This window comes from Paramesorhizobium salinisoli, assembly GCF_003335045.1.
In the GTDB taxonomy this organism is placed as follows: domain Bacteria; phylum Pseudomonadota; class Alphaproteobacteria; order Rhizobiales; family Rhizobiaceae; genus Paramesorhizobium; species Paramesorhizobium salinisoli.
Genome location: NZ_QOZG01000009.1, coordinates 38,370 through 52,553, shown reverse-complemented (window position 1 = coordinate 52,553; position 14,184 = coordinate 38,370). Strand labels below are relative to the sequence as shown.

Genomic DNA, 14,184 nt, shown 5'->3' with positions numbered 1-14,184 from the left:
GACCTCAATCGGTGTTCGTCAGGCTTTGGCGAAGCGCCTTGACATCCGCCGCCGTAACGGGTGCCGCCGCATTGCCCCAGTTGTTGCGCACATAGGTGAGAAGCGACGCCACCTCTTCGTCGCTCAGGCGCCATGCGAAGGAAGGCATGGCGGGCGCAGTCGGGGCCGCCGCCGTGGCCACACCCTGCGAACCCTGCAGTACGACGCGGATGAGTGTCGTCGGATCATCCGACTGAACCACTGCGCTGCCCGCAAGCGTGGGAAAAAGGCGGGGAATGCCCGCGCCCGAATCCCGATGGCAGGCATTGCACGTGTCCCGGTAAATCGCCTGGCCGGCGATCATCCGCTTGTCGCTCCCCACAACAGGCACGGGAGCGGCATTGCCATCCGACGGCATGTTCTTGAGATAGGTAGCGATCGCGTGCAGATCAGGGTCGGAAAGTTTCGAGGTCGAATTTGTAATGGCTTCCGCCATCGGTCCCGATGCAATGGTGAACTGGTTCGCGCCTGTTTTCAGGTACTGGACGATATCTGCCTGCGACCAGCCACCCAGGCCTTTGTGCATCGTATTGGTGATATTAGGAGCAAACCAGTTCTGCAGCACCGATCCCTCCAGGGCATCGCCGCTCCTGGCACTGCCGAGGATCGTCTTGGGCGAGTGGCAGGTGCCGCAATGGCCGAGCCCCTCCACAAGATAGGCGCCGCGGTTCCATTCGGCCGATTTGTCCGAATCGGGCTTGAATTCACCTGGCGTGAAATTAAGCGCGTTCCACGCCAGCATGCTCGAGCGGATGTTGAACGGGAAAGGAAGCAGATTTGTCTCGATCGGATTGTTCACCGGCTCAAGCGTGTTCAAATAGGCACGAATGGCGAGAATATCCGAGCGGCTCACCTTGGTGAAGGCCGGATAGGGCATCGCCGGATAAAGATGGCCGCGCGGTGCAATGCCTTGCTGCATCGCCTGCACGAACTGGTCGTCGGTCCAATTGCCGATGCCGGTCTCCCGGTCCGGGGTGATATTCGCCCCAAGAAGCTTGCCAAAGGGTGTTTCGAGCGCCAGTCCACCGGCATATGGCTTGCCGCCCGGGGCAGTATGGCAGGCGACGCAATCACCCGCCGTCGCCAGGTAGCGGCCGCGCTCGATCTGCTCGAAGGACTGACTGTCCGTCCCCCCCTGCCCCATGACCGGGGCAGTAGCGCTGAAGATAGCCGCCATCGTAAGCGGCAAAAGCGCGGTGAATAGAGCAAGATTTCGTTTCATGCCGGCACCAGCGGACCTTCGTTCTTCAGATAACGGGTGCGAATAGCGTCCGCAGCCTTAAATGCCAGCGCGCAGACCGTGTCGTTCGGATTATAGCCGGCGTTCTGCGGAAAGGCGGAAGCACCAACGACAAAGACATTTGGCACATCCCAGCTTTGTAGATATTTGTTCACGGCGCTCGTTGCCGGATCGCTGCCCATGATCGCACCACCGGTATTGTGGGTGCTCTGATAAGGCACGACATCGTACGGCTTTTTCTGATAATGCGGCACAATCTGGCGCGCGTTCATGTGCTTGCCGATTCCCGCCGCTTTATCGGCCATGTAGTTGATCATGCGGATGTCATTGTCGGGAAAATCGAACGTCATGCGCAGGAGCGGCCGGCCCAGGCGATCCTTGTAGGTAGGATCGAGATCGAGATAATTGCCGCGCGTGGCATAGCTTGAGCCCTGGGCGTTAAGGTAAAGACTGCTTAGATAATTATCGGCGGTGGCCTTCTTCCATGTCGAACCCCAGCGGGGCGTTCCCGGCGGCGTCGGGCGCATTAAGATGGGGCGAGCATTGGTCCCGGCGCACATGATGCCGGCGCCGCCGACGAAACCGAGGCTGGAATGGTCGAAATTGTCGCCGTTGAAATCATCGATGCATTGCCCCATGGCGCCGGTTGAGATGAAAGGGTTGAAGTTCTTGTTATCGAAGAACATCTCCACTTTGGCAAAGGTCTGATAAGCGTAATTGCGTCCGACCGCGCCTGTCGCTGTTTTTGGATCGTAGGGCTTGCCGATCCCGGATACGAGCATCAGGTGCACGTTGAAAAGGATGAAGGCGCAGATGAGCACCAGGTCGCCCGGCTGCTCCCATTCCTGTCCCTGCGCATCGACATAGGTGACGCCGGTAGCCCGTGTGCCCAACCTATCCAGATTGATCCTGACCACTTCGCTATTCGTGCGGCACTCGAAATTGGGTTTGCGCATCAGTACCGGCAAAATGGTCGTCTGTGGGCTCGCCTTGCTGTAATTGGCACATCCGAAACGCTCGCAAAAGCCGCAATAGCTGCAAGCGCCCATCTCTATGCCCAGCGGATTGGTATAGTTGCGCGATGCATTGGATGCCGGTTGCGGGAAAGGATGGTAACCCGCCTCGCGTGCGCCTTGCGCAAACAACATGGGTCCATAGGGCATCTCGAGCGGTGGCAGCGGATAGTCGCGGGCGCGCGATCCCTCGAACGGATTGCCCCCTTCCTGCAGCTTGCCGTTGATGTTGCCAGCCTTGCCGGACGTGCCGGCAAGATATTCGAACTTGTCGTAATAAGGCTCCATCTCCTCATAGGTGACACCCCAATCCTGAATCGCCAATTCATCGGGAATGATTTTTGCGCCATAACGCTCCACGAGATGGCTGCGACAGCGAAAATCGCTGGGCAGGAATCGCCAGGTCTGCCCGTTCCAGTGCACGCCCGCACCGCCGACACCATTGCCCGGCAGGAAGGATCCAAAATCGCGAACCGGCAGCGCCTCCTGATCGATATTATTGCGAAAAGTCAGGGTATTCTGTGCCGGCCTTAAGAAAAGGTCCTTTCTGATCGCATAGCGCAATTCATCCTGCATATAGCCGGCATTGAAGTCGGTTGCGGTGTTGCGCCAGGGGCCGCGCTCGATGGCGACGACATCCAGCCCCTCGTCGGTCAATTCATTGGCGAGGATCGAGCCGGTCCAGCCAAGACCAACGATCACGACATCCCTGCGCGGAAGTTTCCTGGCCATGTCTTACCCCTTCCCGCCCCAGTCGTCACGACCCATGATGCTGACCGGCGGGAGCGGATAGCGCTGATTGTGCTTGTTGACAAAATCGCGATAGTCATATCGCGCACCGGGAAAGCCGATCATCTTCCAGCTCGCCATGTCCTTGTTGCCGCCATAGATCGGATCAGCGAAAAAGCCTTCCATCGTGTTCTGCAGCACCAGTTCGAAAAATGTCTTCGCATCGGCATCGCCGAGATCGATGGAGCCTTTCTCCAGACCCTGCAGCACCTCGTCCTGCTCCTTCGGCGCAAGGGCGGGAAATGTCCTGCCGGAGAATGTCTTGCTGCAATAATCGTCGAGTGTCGCGATGCCTGCACGATACCGCTCGCTCGGAAGGATCGGCGATTGCAGCCCCTGCTGCGGGAGCCCTTGAACGAACGGGCCTTTCATATAGAGCCGTTCGGAACTGCCGAAGAAGCCGGCAAGCTGGCGATCAATGAAAACCGCGCAACCGGCAGCCTTGCCGCCGACGCTCAGATCGTCTCCGGGTATGAGCCGGTCGACGATTGCTTCGATCGTCTGCGCTTCATCATGTGTAAAAAAAAGCCAGGGCCCCGGTCGCGCCGGTGTCGGCGGATCGGCGGCAAACGGGCTCCAGGGCAGTTGTCCGGAGAAGGACCGGGCCAGAGCATCGGGGGTCGAGGCAAAGGAGATTGAAACAACGGTAGAGGCAAGAAATTGCCTCCTGCTCAAAGTGGAACCAGAAATTTTCTTCATCGGCTTCCCCGATTCGAGGTGGCTGATGAAGACGTTACAAGAGAGATGAAACTCTTTGCAAGCTACTCCATGCTAAAAGCTGTGAAAATACTTTGAGTTATTTAAGTTCAACCGCAGAACACTGCGCATCAGTAAAGATTTTATGATAATCCCGACCATGATCGAAAATATTATCAGCAGGATCAATCATATAGACAGCGTATTGCAGCTGTCGTCTGTCCGCATTCCGCCGGACGATCATCCCTGGAAGCCGAGCCCGGATTTTTCTGCTTGCCAGCAGACGAGGTGTATGGAGGAGGAATGTTTCTTCACCTTGCACCCCCGCCCTTGACTACACCATTGCGATCAATACTCCGCCCGCCGCAGAGACAAGCACAATGATCCATGGTGGAAACTTCCAGGCCATAAGCAAGACAAAGCAGGTTATCGCCAGCGCAAACTCATAGGGGCCGACAATGGCGCTGGTCCAGACCGGATTGTAAAGTGCCGCACCGAGAATGCCGACGACCGCCGCATTGGCGCCACGCATAAGCGCCTGGGCGCTGGTTCGCGCACGAAATTCGTCCCAAAATGGAATGACGCCGATCAGCAGCAGAAAGCCAGGCAGGAAAATCGCGACAAGCGCAATGAGGCCGCCGGGCAGGCCATTGGGTTCGGGTTGAAGCACGGTGCCGAGATAGGCGGCGAAGGTGAACAGCGGCCCGGGCACCGCCTGAGCAGCACCATATCCGGCGAGAAACTGGCTTTGCGATACCCAGCCGGAGCGCACGGTTTCCGTCTCCAGAAGCGGCAACACGACGTGGCCGCCGCCGAACACCAGCGATCCGGCGCGATAGAAGCCATCGAAGACCGCCAAGCCTTGCGAGAAGGCCGCGATGGCGGGCAGGCCGATGAGCAGGATGAAAAAAATAGCCAGCGCTGCCGCGCCCCAGGCACGCGAAACAGGAAAGCGCATATGACCGGTGATCGCCTCGACCGGGGCGCGACATAGCCATAGCCCGGCAAGGCCGCCGGCGATGATGGCCGCGAGCTGTCCGACCGATCCGGCGACGAGAACCACGATGAGGAGCGCGACCAGGGCGATACTGGCGCGCTCCTTGTCGGGGCAGAGGTTTTTCGCCATGCCCCAGACCACCTGGGCAACGATGGCGACAGCGACGATTTTGAGTCCATGGATAATGCCCGAGCCGATCGTGCCGCCGAACCACGCAGCACCGAAGGCGAACAGCATGAGCAGGATCGCCGACGGCAAAGTGAAGGCGAGCCACGCAGCGGCGGCACCCATCGGACCGCCGCGCAGAAGGCCCATTGCAAACCCAACCTGGCTTGATGCCGGGCCCGGCAGGAACTGGCAGAGCGCAACCAGATCGGCATAGCCCTTTTCATCTATCCAGCGCCGCCGAACCACCAACTCGTCGCGAAAATAGCCGAGATGCGCGATCGGGCCGCCGAAGGAGGTCAGGCCGAGCTTGAGGAAAGCCGCGAAGACCTCAGCCGCGCTCCCTTTCGGGTCGCCCCGATCTCCGGCAGTCGCCATTGCTGTATCATTCATGTTTTCATCGTTTCTGTTGTTGAAAACGTATCGGACGAGCTCGCGAGCGCCAAGAGCGTCGCTCGGGTTGATTAGTCGAGGAAGGCGAGCATACCTGTTGCCGAGCGGCATTCAGATATCGAGATCGACCCAGAGCGCCGCATGGTCCGAACCCGCCTCTTCCGGGCGCTTCAGTTCGTCATACGTATCCCACTTCTTCGGACGCACGCCGGGCCACATCCCTTTCCGGAAAACCCCGCCGCCCTCAACCTTGCCGTAAAGCGCCGGCGAGAGCAGCATGTAGTCGATCTTGTTGCGGGCGGTGCACGCGCCGTAGGTGCCCGGATGACCGCCGTCGTTGAAGGCACCATGTTCAAACACGTCAGTCAGGGACGTGCCCTCGATCAGCGGCTTCAAGGGATCACTGCCGGGCGTGTCATTGAGGTCGCCGATGACGGCGACATATTCGACGCCCGCACGGATGAGGCCTTCATAGATCTGCGCGATCCGCTCCGCCTGCGCCCTGCGCTTTGCGTCGGACGCGGCCTTTCCGCCATAGCCCTTGCTCTTGAGATGATTGACCATGACGATGAGACGCGCGCGCCTGGGCGTCACGATCTCGAATTCGGGGCAATCGCGCGAGAAGACGGGCTCTCCGTTCGGGAGGTAATCGTCGACATGGCTGCGCATCGCGCCGATCGGATAATTCTGGCGGCTCATCAGCCCGACATCAATGCCGCGCTCGTCATTGCCATCGATGACCATCACATGGCGAAAAGGCGTACCACCGATCGCCGGCAGGATTTCGCGGTTGAATGCCGACAATACCGGCCGGTTTTCCGCTTCAACAACACCAAGCACATCGGCATCCAGATCGCTCATGACCCGCGCGGTATTGCGCATGGCATGCTCGTTGATCGGCTCGTCGCGAAGTTCCAGGGACCCGACCCAATCGGCGCGACCTTCGGCGACAATCTCGATGCCGCCCGTCTTCGGCCGCTTGAGCAGGCCACCGCGATTGCGGCGCAAAAGAACGAATGGCCCGGTGTCGGATTTCTCCAGCCCGAGTTCGATCATCAGCCTTGCCATTCCAGCCCTGTCGTTTTCATCATAGCTCAGCTGCCCGAGCAGACCGTTCAGCGCAGCGAAACGGTCGAGAACGGGACGCCCGTCTTCCCAGCTTCCGTGGTTCATCACCTTGGCCCGGTCAAACAGGTTTTCCACATTGTAAACGGCAAGTCGCATTCGCTTCTCCTCAGCGGCGAAGGATAGTGGCATCGTTATATTTCAACGGTGCGACAGTCGAGCGAGTAAGATTTGCAGTACGATGCCGCGCACGGGCAAAGGCCTTGGCCCGCTGAACATTGCCCGCTCATATCCGCCTGAAATAGCCGCATCGCTTCCCTGTGCACAGCTGGTGAATTTTCGGTTGCAGACGATAAAAAAATATCGTTACTAATTGCAAAATGAAAATTTTTGGTCATACGCTCGTAACTGGCGTATGCGAGGTGGAACAAAAACATTGATGGCGACGCTCCCTGGCAATCCGTCCATTGCACAACGCATTGCACATGCCGCGCTGTCGCCATCGCATCGGCAGATCGCCGATTATGTGCTGGACCATCCATTGCGTGTCGCCGCCATGCCCATTGACGAACTGGCATCGGTGACCGGTGTTTCGATTGCCACGGCCAACCGCTTTGCCCGCGCTCTCGGCTTCGAGGGCTATGCACAGTTTCGCGCGGCACTGGTGCTGGGCTTCGAGAGCGCCCTGGCGCCGGTCGAAAAGCTGCGAAGCAGACTGGACCAGTCAGCTGGCGTGGCCGATGTCTTTGCTGCGGTGCTCGCCGACATGGCCGGCAACATCGAGAGGACACGCCAGGGGCTGGATAGGCAGGAATGCGCGCGCGCCGTCGAAGCCATTCTCGGCGCGTCACGGGTCTTCATCGTGGGCTTCGGCAGCAGCAGCTGGCTCGGTGGTCTGCTCCTGCGCAATCTCGAGCTTTACTGCGAGAACGTGCAATTGCTCACAAGCATCGAGGGATCTTCCTATGCAGCGCGGGCCCTTCACCGGCTGAGACCCGACGATCTGGTGATTGCGATCGCCTTCCCACGCTATTTCTCGGATACGGTGCTGCTGGCAAGCCGCGCGCACGAGGCCGGAATAGGCCTGCTGGCGCTGACCGACAGCGCCAATTCTCCTATCGCGTCAATGTCGAGCATCGCGCTCTATGCCAATGCCGATAGCCAATATTACGCCAACTCCGAGGCAAGCGCGCTGGCCATGATCGAGGCGCTCAGCAGTGCCGTGGCCCATGCCTCTGAGCGATCGGTCAAAGCCGCTGAACAACTGACCGAAGCCGTGCTTCCCTGGCTGCACGGCAGCCACTCCGGCAGGCTACGCCCCGTCGCCGAAGGACCGGCTTCCAAAGAGCGCGATGAAACCGCCGTATCTCGCAAGAAATTGGCCAGCAAGGAACCTGAATGACCCCGATCCAACCAATTATCGCTATTCACGGGGGCGCCGGCACTCTCACCCGAACTGCCATCGAGCCGGCGCAGGAAGCAGCGTATCATGAGGTGCTCGCCGAGATTCTTGCTGAAGCGCAGCAGGCGCTGAGCGATGGCGTGGCGGCGCTCGACGTGGTCGGCCTCGCAGTGCAGCGGTTGGAGGATCATCCGCTTTTCAATGCGGGCCACGGTTCCGTGTTCACCCGTGCCGCCACCCATGAGCTCGACGCCGCAATAATGGATGGAGCGACGTTGCGCGCCGGCGCCGTCGCAGGCGTCAGCCATATCCGCAACCCGATTCTTGCCGCGCGTGCGGTCCTCGACCAGGGCGAACATGTGCTGATGGCGGGCAGCGGAGCGGAAACGCTCGCTCGCAAACTGGGATTGGAGATGGTGGAGCCCCTCTACTTTTCCACCGCGTTCCGGCGCGAACAGCTTCGTCGTGTCCAGGGCACGGCAACGACCGTTCTCGACCACGACGGCGGCGCGCCTCTCGACGAGGACAGGAAATTCGGCACGGTCGGCGCCGTCGCGCTTGATGCCTACGGCAATCTCGCCGCTGCCACCTCCACGGGCGGAATGACCAACAAGCAGCCGGGACGCATCAGTGACTCGGCGATGATCGGCACCGGAACCTACGCCGACAACCGCACGGCGGCGATATCCTGCACCGGCACGGGCGAGGCCTTCATTCGCATCGTTGCCAGCCACGATCTTTGCGCACGCATGGCCTATGCCGGCGCAACGCTGGACGAGGCGGCCTGTCAGATCGTCATGGAGCGACTGCCTGACATCGGCGGGAGCGGCGGCCTGATCGCGGTTGATGCGAAGGGCAATGTTTCGCAGCGCTTCAACACCGAGGGGATGTATCGCGGCTATGCCCGCGTCGGTGAGCCCCCTCATACGGCAATCTTCGGGCATCCTTCCGATGCTTCCTCGTCCTGACCGGGTGTGATCGTCCATGACTTCCTCTGCAACCTTGACCGTTCCCCTTCCGATCCGCCCGCCCGTCCTGGCGGCGGGCCAGGTTCTGGAAGTCAAAGGCCTCGCGGTGCGCTTTTCGACATCCGAGCGCACGGTGACGGCGGTGCGCGATCTCTCCTTCAACGTTTCGCATGGCGAAACCCTCGCGATCGTTGGTGAATCCGGTTCCGGCAAATCCGTGACCTCGCTCGCCCTGATGCGCCTCGTGGAGCACGGCGGCGGTCGCATCGCTTCCGGCAGCATGATCTTGCGCCGCCGGTCTGGCGCGGTGCTGGATCTGGCGCGAGCGAACAATGCAACGATGCGCTCCATTCGCGGCGCCGACATCGCGATGATCTTCCAGGAGCCGATGACCTCGCTCAACCCGGTTTTCCCCGCCGGGGACCAGATCGCCGAGGCGATCCGCGTGCACCAGGGCAAGAGCGTCGCCGAGGCGCGTGCGGAAGCCTTGCGCATGCTGGATCTGGTGCGCATTCCAGAAGCGCGCAACGTGCTCGACCGTTATCCACATCAACTCTCGGGCGGAATGCGCCAGCGGGTGATGATCGCGATGGCGCTCTCCTGCAAGCCGTCACTGCTGATCGCCGACGAGCCGACGACTGCGCTCGACGTCACCATCCAGGCGCAGATCCTGCAATTGATCCGCATGCTGCAGGACGAGATGAAAATGGGCGTTGTGTTCATCACGCATGATATGGGCGTCGTCGCCGAGGTCGCCGACCGCGTGCTGGTAATGCGCCATGGCGACAAGGTGGAGGAAGGATCCTCTGAACCGGTGTTTTCTGCGCCGCGCCATCCCTATACGCGCGCACTCCTGTCGGCCGTCCCGAGGCTTGGCGCGATGACAGGAGCGGACCTGCCCCGCAAATTCGACTTGCTGAGCACCGATGCCGACGCCCCCACCGAGGAAGCGCCCCCGCAAGATACGGTGATGCCGGACGCCAAGCCGATCCTGCGTGTGAAGGAACTGGTGACGCATTTTGATTTGCGCGACGGCTTCTTCAATCGCGTCAGGCGGAGGATTCATGCCGTCGAGAAGGTCAGTTTCGATCTTTATCCCGGGGAAACGCTGTCGCTGGTCGGGGAATCCGGTTGCGGCAAATCCACCACCGGCCGTTCGCTCCTGCGTCTCGTCAACAGTCAGAGCGGCGTGATCGAATTCGACGGCCGTAATGTTCTCGACCTGCCCAAGCGCGAGCTGCGCAATTTGCGGCGCAACATCCAGTTCATCTTTCAAGATCCATTCGCCTCGCTCGACCCCCGCGTCACCGTCGGCTTCTCGATCATGGAGCCGCTTCTGGTGCATGGTATTGCCAGCGGTTCCAAGGCGCGTGAACGGGTAGAATGGCTTCTGGAGAAGGTCGGCCTGTCGCCTGCCCACGCACAGCGCTATCCGCACGAGTTTTCCGGCGGCCAGCGCCAGCGCATCGCCATCGCCCGCGCTCTCGCGCTCAATCCCAAAGTGGTGATTGCCGACGAGGCAGTTTCCGCGCTCGATGTCTCGATCCAGGCGCAGATCGTCAATCTGATGCTCGACCTGCAGCGCGAGCTCGGCGTCGCCTATCTCTTCATTTCGCATGACATGGCCGTGGTCGAGCGCATCAGCCATCGCGTGGCGGTGATGTATCTTGGCCAGATCGTCGAGATAGGCCCGCGCCGCACGATTTTCGAGAACCCGCAACATCCCTATACGCGCAAGCTCATGGCAGCCGTTCCGGTCGCCGATCCGGGCCGCCGCCATCTCCGCCGCGATCTGGCAACGGACGAATTGCCAAGCCCAGTACGCACTATCGGCGATGAGCCCGTGGTCGAACCTCTCATCGAGGTGGGCCCCGGCCATTTCGTAGCCCATCACCCGATCGGCGTCTTCGACCGCTGACGCAACTTCAACCACCAACAACAGAGGGAACAATGCAATGAAAACTCTGCTCTATCGAGGTCGCCAACTGGCTTTGGGACTTCTCGCCCTGGCGGCGCTGGGTGCCGGACCGGCGCTTGCAGCGAAGGCCCCCGTCCTTGCAATTTATCTGGCGCCCGAGACGCTCGATCCCTATAACACCAACACGACGCTGACGACCGCCGTCACCAAATCGTTCTACGAGGGACTGTTTGGGTTCGACAAGGATCTGAAGGTCCAGCCGGTGCTGGCCGAGAGCTACACCGTCTCCGACGATGGCCTCGTCTATACGCTCAAGCTGCGCGAGGGCGTGAAGTTTCATGACGGCACCGATTTCAACTCGGAAGCCGTCAAGGTCACGCTGGACCGGGTGATGAACCCGGAAAACAAGCTTCTGCGCTACAACCAGTTCAACCGTATCGCCAAAGTCGAGGCGACCGGGCCTTACGAGGTCAAGATCACCCTGAAGGAGCCGTTCAGCCCCTTCATCAACACGCTCGCCCATGCCTCGGCGGCGATCATCTCGCCGGCTGCGCTCGCAAAATATGGCAACAAGGACATTGCCCTCCATCCGGTCGGCACCGGTCCCTTCGTCTTCGAGGAATGGAAGCAGACCGACCATATAAAGGGCAAGAAGTTCGACGGATACTGGAAAAAGGGCTATCCGAAAGTCGATGCCATCATCTGGAAGCCGGTCCCCGAGAACAACACCCGCTCGGCCATGCTGCAGACGGGCGAGGCAGATTTCGCCTACACGCTTCCTTACGAGCAGGCGAAGACATTGCAGGCGAACGACAAGCTTAATGTGACGGTCGCCCCCTCGATCATCCTGCGCTATGTCAGCTTCAACCTGCTGCAAAAGCCATTCGATGACATCCGCGTGCGCCAGGCGATCAATTATGCCATCAACAGGGAAGCGCTGGCCAAGGTGGCCTTCAACGGCTTCGCGGTGCCGGCTCAAGGCTTCGTGCCGGAAGGCGTGGCCTTCGCCTCCAAGATGGAACCATTGCCCTACGATCCGGCCAAGGCGCGGGAACTGCTGAAGGAAGCGGGCTTCCCGAACGGCTTCGAATCGACGCTGTGGAGCGGCTACAACACCACCACCGCGCAGAAGACGATTCAGTTCCTGCAGCAGCAGCTGGCACAGGTCGGCATCAAGGTCACCATCCGGGCGCTCGAGCCCGGCGAGCGTACCGAGTTGGTCAATGGCTGGCCCGATCCGAAGACCGCCAAAGTTCGCATGTACTATATCGGCTGGTCGTCTTCGACGGGTGAAACCGACTGGGCGCTGCGTCCGCTGCTCGCGACCGAAGCTTGGGCACCGGGTCTCAGCAACACCGCCTATTACAGCAACAAGACGGTGGATGAGCTTCTTGCCAAGGCCTTGCGCACGACCAAGGATGACGAGAAAGCCGATCTCTACAAGCAGGCCCAGGAGCAGGTCATGAAGGATCTGCCCTGGGCGCCGCTGGTGACGGAGAATATCCTCTACGCTACCTCCAAACGCCTGTCGGGCGTCTATGTCCAGCCCGACGGCAACATCAATTCCAGCGAGATTGCAGTTTCCGAGTAAAGGGCATTCCCGCTGGGCCGGCGCGCACCGCAACCCCCCGTGGTGCGCGCCGGGCTTCTCCCTCATCCAAGGCTTGAATTATGCTCCAATATTTGCTGAAACGGCTCATGGGCTTGATCCCGACGCTGTTGATCGTTTCGGTGCTCGTGTTCCTTTTCGTGCATATGCTGCCGGGTGATCCGGCGCGGCTTGCGGCGGGACAGGATGCCGACGAGCAGACGATAGCGCTGGTGCGCAGCGAACTGGGGCTTGACCGGCCATTGCCCGAACAATTCGTCACCTATTTCGGTCATTTGCTTCAAGGTGATATGGGTACCTCTATCCGTACGCGCCGCCCGGTTTCGACCGAGATCGCCGAGCGTTTCATGCCGACGCTACTCCTGACGCTCACCAGCATGATCTGGGCCGTTGCCTTCGGCATGGCGATTGGCATCATCTCAGCCGTCTATCGCAACCAGTGGCCCGACCGGCTCGGCATGACGCTGGCAGTATCCGGCATTTCGTTTCCGGCCTTCGCACTGGGTATGCTGTTAATGCAGGTCTTTTCGGTGCAGCTCGGCTGGCTGCCGACTGTTGGCGCCGATGGCTGGAAGAACTATATCCTGCCATCGCTGACGCTCGGTGCAGCGGTTGCCGCCGTCATGGCACGCTTCACGCGGGCCTCTTTCGTCGACGTGATCCAGGAAGATTTTGTGCGCACCGCACGGGCCAAGGGCCTGAACGAACGTGTCGTGATCGCCAAGCACTGCCTGCGCAATGCGCTGATCCCTGTCGTGACCATGATGGGCCTGCAGTTCGGTTTCCTGCTGGGCGGCTCGATCGTCGTGGAAGCGGTCTTCAACTGGCCAGGCCTCGGTCGCCTGCTGGTCGACGCTGTCAACCAACGCGATTACCCAGTGATCCAGGCACTGGTTCTCCTGTTCTCGCTGGAATTCATCATAATCAACCTCATCGTGGATGTGCTTTATGGCCTTATCAACCCAACCATCCGCTATAGATGAGACGACCATGACACAAACCGCCTCGCTCGACCCTGGCGCTGTCGCCGCCTCCGAAGCCGTCCGTACACCGTGGAGTGAATTCTGGCGCAAGTTCCGCAAACAGCCGGTGGCGCTTGCCGCCCTTGGTTTCGTGGCGCTCCTGATTGTCCTCGCCGTGCTGGCCCCCTGGATCGTTCCCTACGATGCGGAGAACTATTTCGATTACGATCAGATCAATGCCGGTCCCTCCTGGTCGCACTGGCTGGGAGTTGACCCGCTCGGGCGCGATATCTTCAGCCGCATTCTGATGGGCGCGCGCATTTCGCTGGCGACCGGCTTGCTGTCGGTGGCGCTCGGCGGCCTGGTAGGCACGGCGCTCGGCCTGCTCGCCGGCTATTACGAGGGCTGGTGGGACCGTATCGTCATGCGGATTTCCGACGTGCTGTTCGCCTTTCCCGGTATTCTTCTCGCCATCGGCGTCGTCGCCATCCTCGGCAGTTCCATGATCAACGTGGTTGTCGCGGTGTCGGTGTTCTCCGTGCCGGCCTTCGCCCGCCTCGTGCGCGGCAACACGCTGGTGCTCAAGCACATGACCTATATCGAGGCAGTCAAAAGCATCGGCGCGTCGGACTGGACCATTCTCGTGCGCCACATCCTGCCTGGAACGATTTCGTCCATCGTGGTCTATTTCACGATGCGGCTTGGCACCTCCATTATCACAGCCGCGAGCCTGTCCTTCCTCGGCATGGGTGCGCAGCCACCAACGCCGGAATGGGGCGCCATGCTCAATGATGCGCGCGCCGATATGGTCAACGCGCCGCATGTGGCGCTGTTTCCGAGCCTCGCTATCTTCTTCACCGTGTTGGCATTCAACCTGCTCGGAGATGGCTTGCGTGATGCGCTCGATCCCAAGATCGATCGCATGTAG

At 60.4% G+C, this 14,184-nt stretch carries 11 protein-coding genes; 6 read left to right on the top strand and 5 right to left on the bottom strand.

The features are described 5' to 3' along the window. Window positions 1-4 precede the first annotated feature (4 nt). The 5 genes from DUT91_RS19355 to DUT91_RS19330 form a co-directional block, all read right to left on the bottom strand. The gene (locus DUT91_RS19355; RefSeq protein ID WP_114442157.1) at window positions 5-1,261 is read right to left on the bottom strand and encodes a cytochrome c; all 1,257 of its coding nucleotides are present in this window, start codon (window positions 1,259-1,261) and stop codon (window positions 5-7) included. Further along, the gene (locus DUT91_RS19350) at window positions 1,258-3,024 is read right to left on the bottom strand and encodes a GMC family oxidoreductase (protein ID WP_114442156.1); all 1,767 of its coding nucleotides are present in this window, start codon (window positions 3,022-3,024) and stop codon (window positions 1,258-1,260) included. The genes DUT91_RS19355 and DUT91_RS19350 overlap by 4 nt, the downstream gene beginning before the upstream one ends. A 3-nt stretch (window positions 3,025-3,027) precedes the next feature. After that, the gene (locus DUT91_RS19345; protein ID WP_114442155.1) at window positions 3,028-3,780 is read right to left on the bottom strand and encodes a gluconate 2-dehydrogenase subunit 3 family protein; all 753 of its coding nucleotides are present in this window, start codon (window positions 3,778-3,780) and stop codon (window positions 3,028-3,030) included. Between the two features lie 331 nt (window positions 3,781-4,111). Next, window positions 4,112-5,332: a chromate efflux transporter gene (chrA, locus tag DUT91_RS19335; RefSeq protein ID WP_114442153.1), complete on the bottom strand. Its 1,221-nt coding sequence runs from the start codon at window positions 5,330-5,332 to the stop codon at window positions 4,112-4,114. A 111-nt stretch (window positions 5,333-5,443) separates the two neighbouring features. Beyond that, a complete protein-coding gene (locus tag DUT91_RS19330; RefSeq protein WP_114442152.1) occupies window positions 5,444-6,556 on the bottom strand; it encodes an endonuclease/exonuclease/phosphatase family protein in 1,113 nt (370 codons plus the stop codon). A gap of 280 nt (window positions 6,557-6,836) precedes the next feature. On the opposite strand from DUT91_RS19330, the gene DUT91_RS19325 reads away from it, so the two are divergent. The 6 genes from DUT91_RS19325 to gsiD all read left to right on the top strand — a co-directional run bounded on the left by DUT91_RS19325 (window position 6,837) and on the right by gsiD (window position 14,184). Then, the gene (locus tag DUT91_RS19325; protein ID WP_114442151.1) at window positions 6,837-7,799 is read left to right on the top strand and encodes a MurR/RpiR family transcriptional regulator; all 963 of its coding nucleotides are present in this window, start codon (window positions 6,837-6,839) and stop codon (window positions 7,797-7,799) included. Next, entirely contained in the window at window positions 7,796-8,767 is a 972-nt protein-coding gene (locus tag DUT91_RS19320) for an isoaspartyl peptidase/L-asparaginase family protein (protein WP_114442150.1), read from the top strand. Before DUT91_RS19325 ends, DUT91_RS19320 begins: the two co-directional genes overlap by 4 nt. Before the next feature lie 16 nt (window positions 8,768-8,783). Next, entirely contained in the window at window positions 8,784-10,685 is a 1,902-nt protein-coding gene (locus tag DUT91_RS19315; protein WP_114442149.1) for a dipeptide ABC transporter ATP-binding protein, read from the top strand. Window positions 10,686-10,722: 37 nt separating this feature from the next. Next, the gene (gene gsiB / locus DUT91_RS19310; protein ID WP_114442148.1) at window positions 10,723-12,276 is read left to right on the top strand and encodes a glutathione ABC transporter substrate-binding protein GsiB; all 1,554 of its coding nucleotides are present in this window, start codon (window positions 10,723-10,725) and stop codon (window positions 12,274-12,276) included. An 80-nt stretch (window positions 12,277-12,356) separates the two neighbouring features. After that, window positions 12,357-13,277: a glutathione ABC transporter permease GsiC gene (gene gsiC / locus DUT91_RS19305; protein WP_114442147.1), complete on the top strand. Its 921-nt coding sequence runs from the start codon at window positions 12,357-12,359 to the stop codon at window positions 13,275-13,277. A 7-nt stretch (window positions 13,278-13,284) separates the two neighbouring features. After that, window positions 13,285-14,184, top strand: coding sequence for a glutathione ABC transporter permease GsiD (gsiD, locus tag DUT91_RS19300; protein WP_114442146.1), 900 nt, complete (start codon window positions 13,285-13,287; stop codon window positions 14,182-14,184).

What these genes read in the sequence shown, in the direction of transcription:
- DUT91_RS19355 (WP_114442157.1), bottom strand. Translation starts at nt 1,261, where the DNA reads ATGAAACGAAATCTTGCTCTATTCACCGCGCTTTTGCCGCTTACGATG.
- DUT91_RS19350 (WP_114442156.1), bottom strand. Translation starts at nt 3,024, where the DNA reads ATGGCCAGGAAACTTCCGCGCAGGGATGTCGTGATCGTTGGTCTTGGC.
- DUT91_RS19345 (WP_114442155.1), bottom strand. Translation starts at nt 3,780, where the DNA reads ATGAAGAAAATTTCTGGTTCCACTTTGAGCAGGAGGCAATTTCTTGCC.
- chrA (WP_114442153.1), bottom strand. Translation starts at nt 5,332, where the DNA reads ATGAATGATACAGCAATGGCGACTGCCGGAGATCGGGGCGACCCGAAA.
- DUT91_RS19330 (WP_114442152.1), bottom strand. Translation starts at nt 6,556, where the DNA reads ATGCGACTTGCCGTTTACAATGTGGAAAACCTGTTTGACCGGGCCAAG.
- DUT91_RS19325 (WP_114442151.1), top strand. Translation starts at nt 6,837, where the DNA reads ATGGCGACGCTCCCTGGCAATCCGTCCATTGCACAACGCATTGCACAT.
- DUT91_RS19320 (WP_114442150.1), top strand. Translation starts at nt 7,796, where the DNA reads ATGACCCCGATCCAACCAATTATCGCTATTCACGGGGGCGCCGGCACT.
- DUT91_RS19315 (WP_114442149.1), top strand. Translation starts at nt 8,784, where the DNA reads ATGACTTCCTCTGCAACCTTGACCGTTCCCCTTCCGATCCGCCCGCCC.
- gsiB (WP_114442148.1), top strand. Translation starts at nt 10,723, where the DNA reads ATGAAAACTCTGCTCTATCGAGGTCGCCAACTGGCTTTGGGACTTCTC.
- gsiC (WP_114442147.1), top strand. Translation starts at nt 12,357, where the DNA reads ATGCTCCAATATTTGCTGAAACGGCTCATGGGCTTGATCCCGACGCTG.
- gsiD (WP_114442146.1), top strand. Translation starts at nt 13,285, where the DNA reads ATGACACAAACCGCCTCGCTCGACCCTGGCGCTGTCGCCGCCTCCGAA.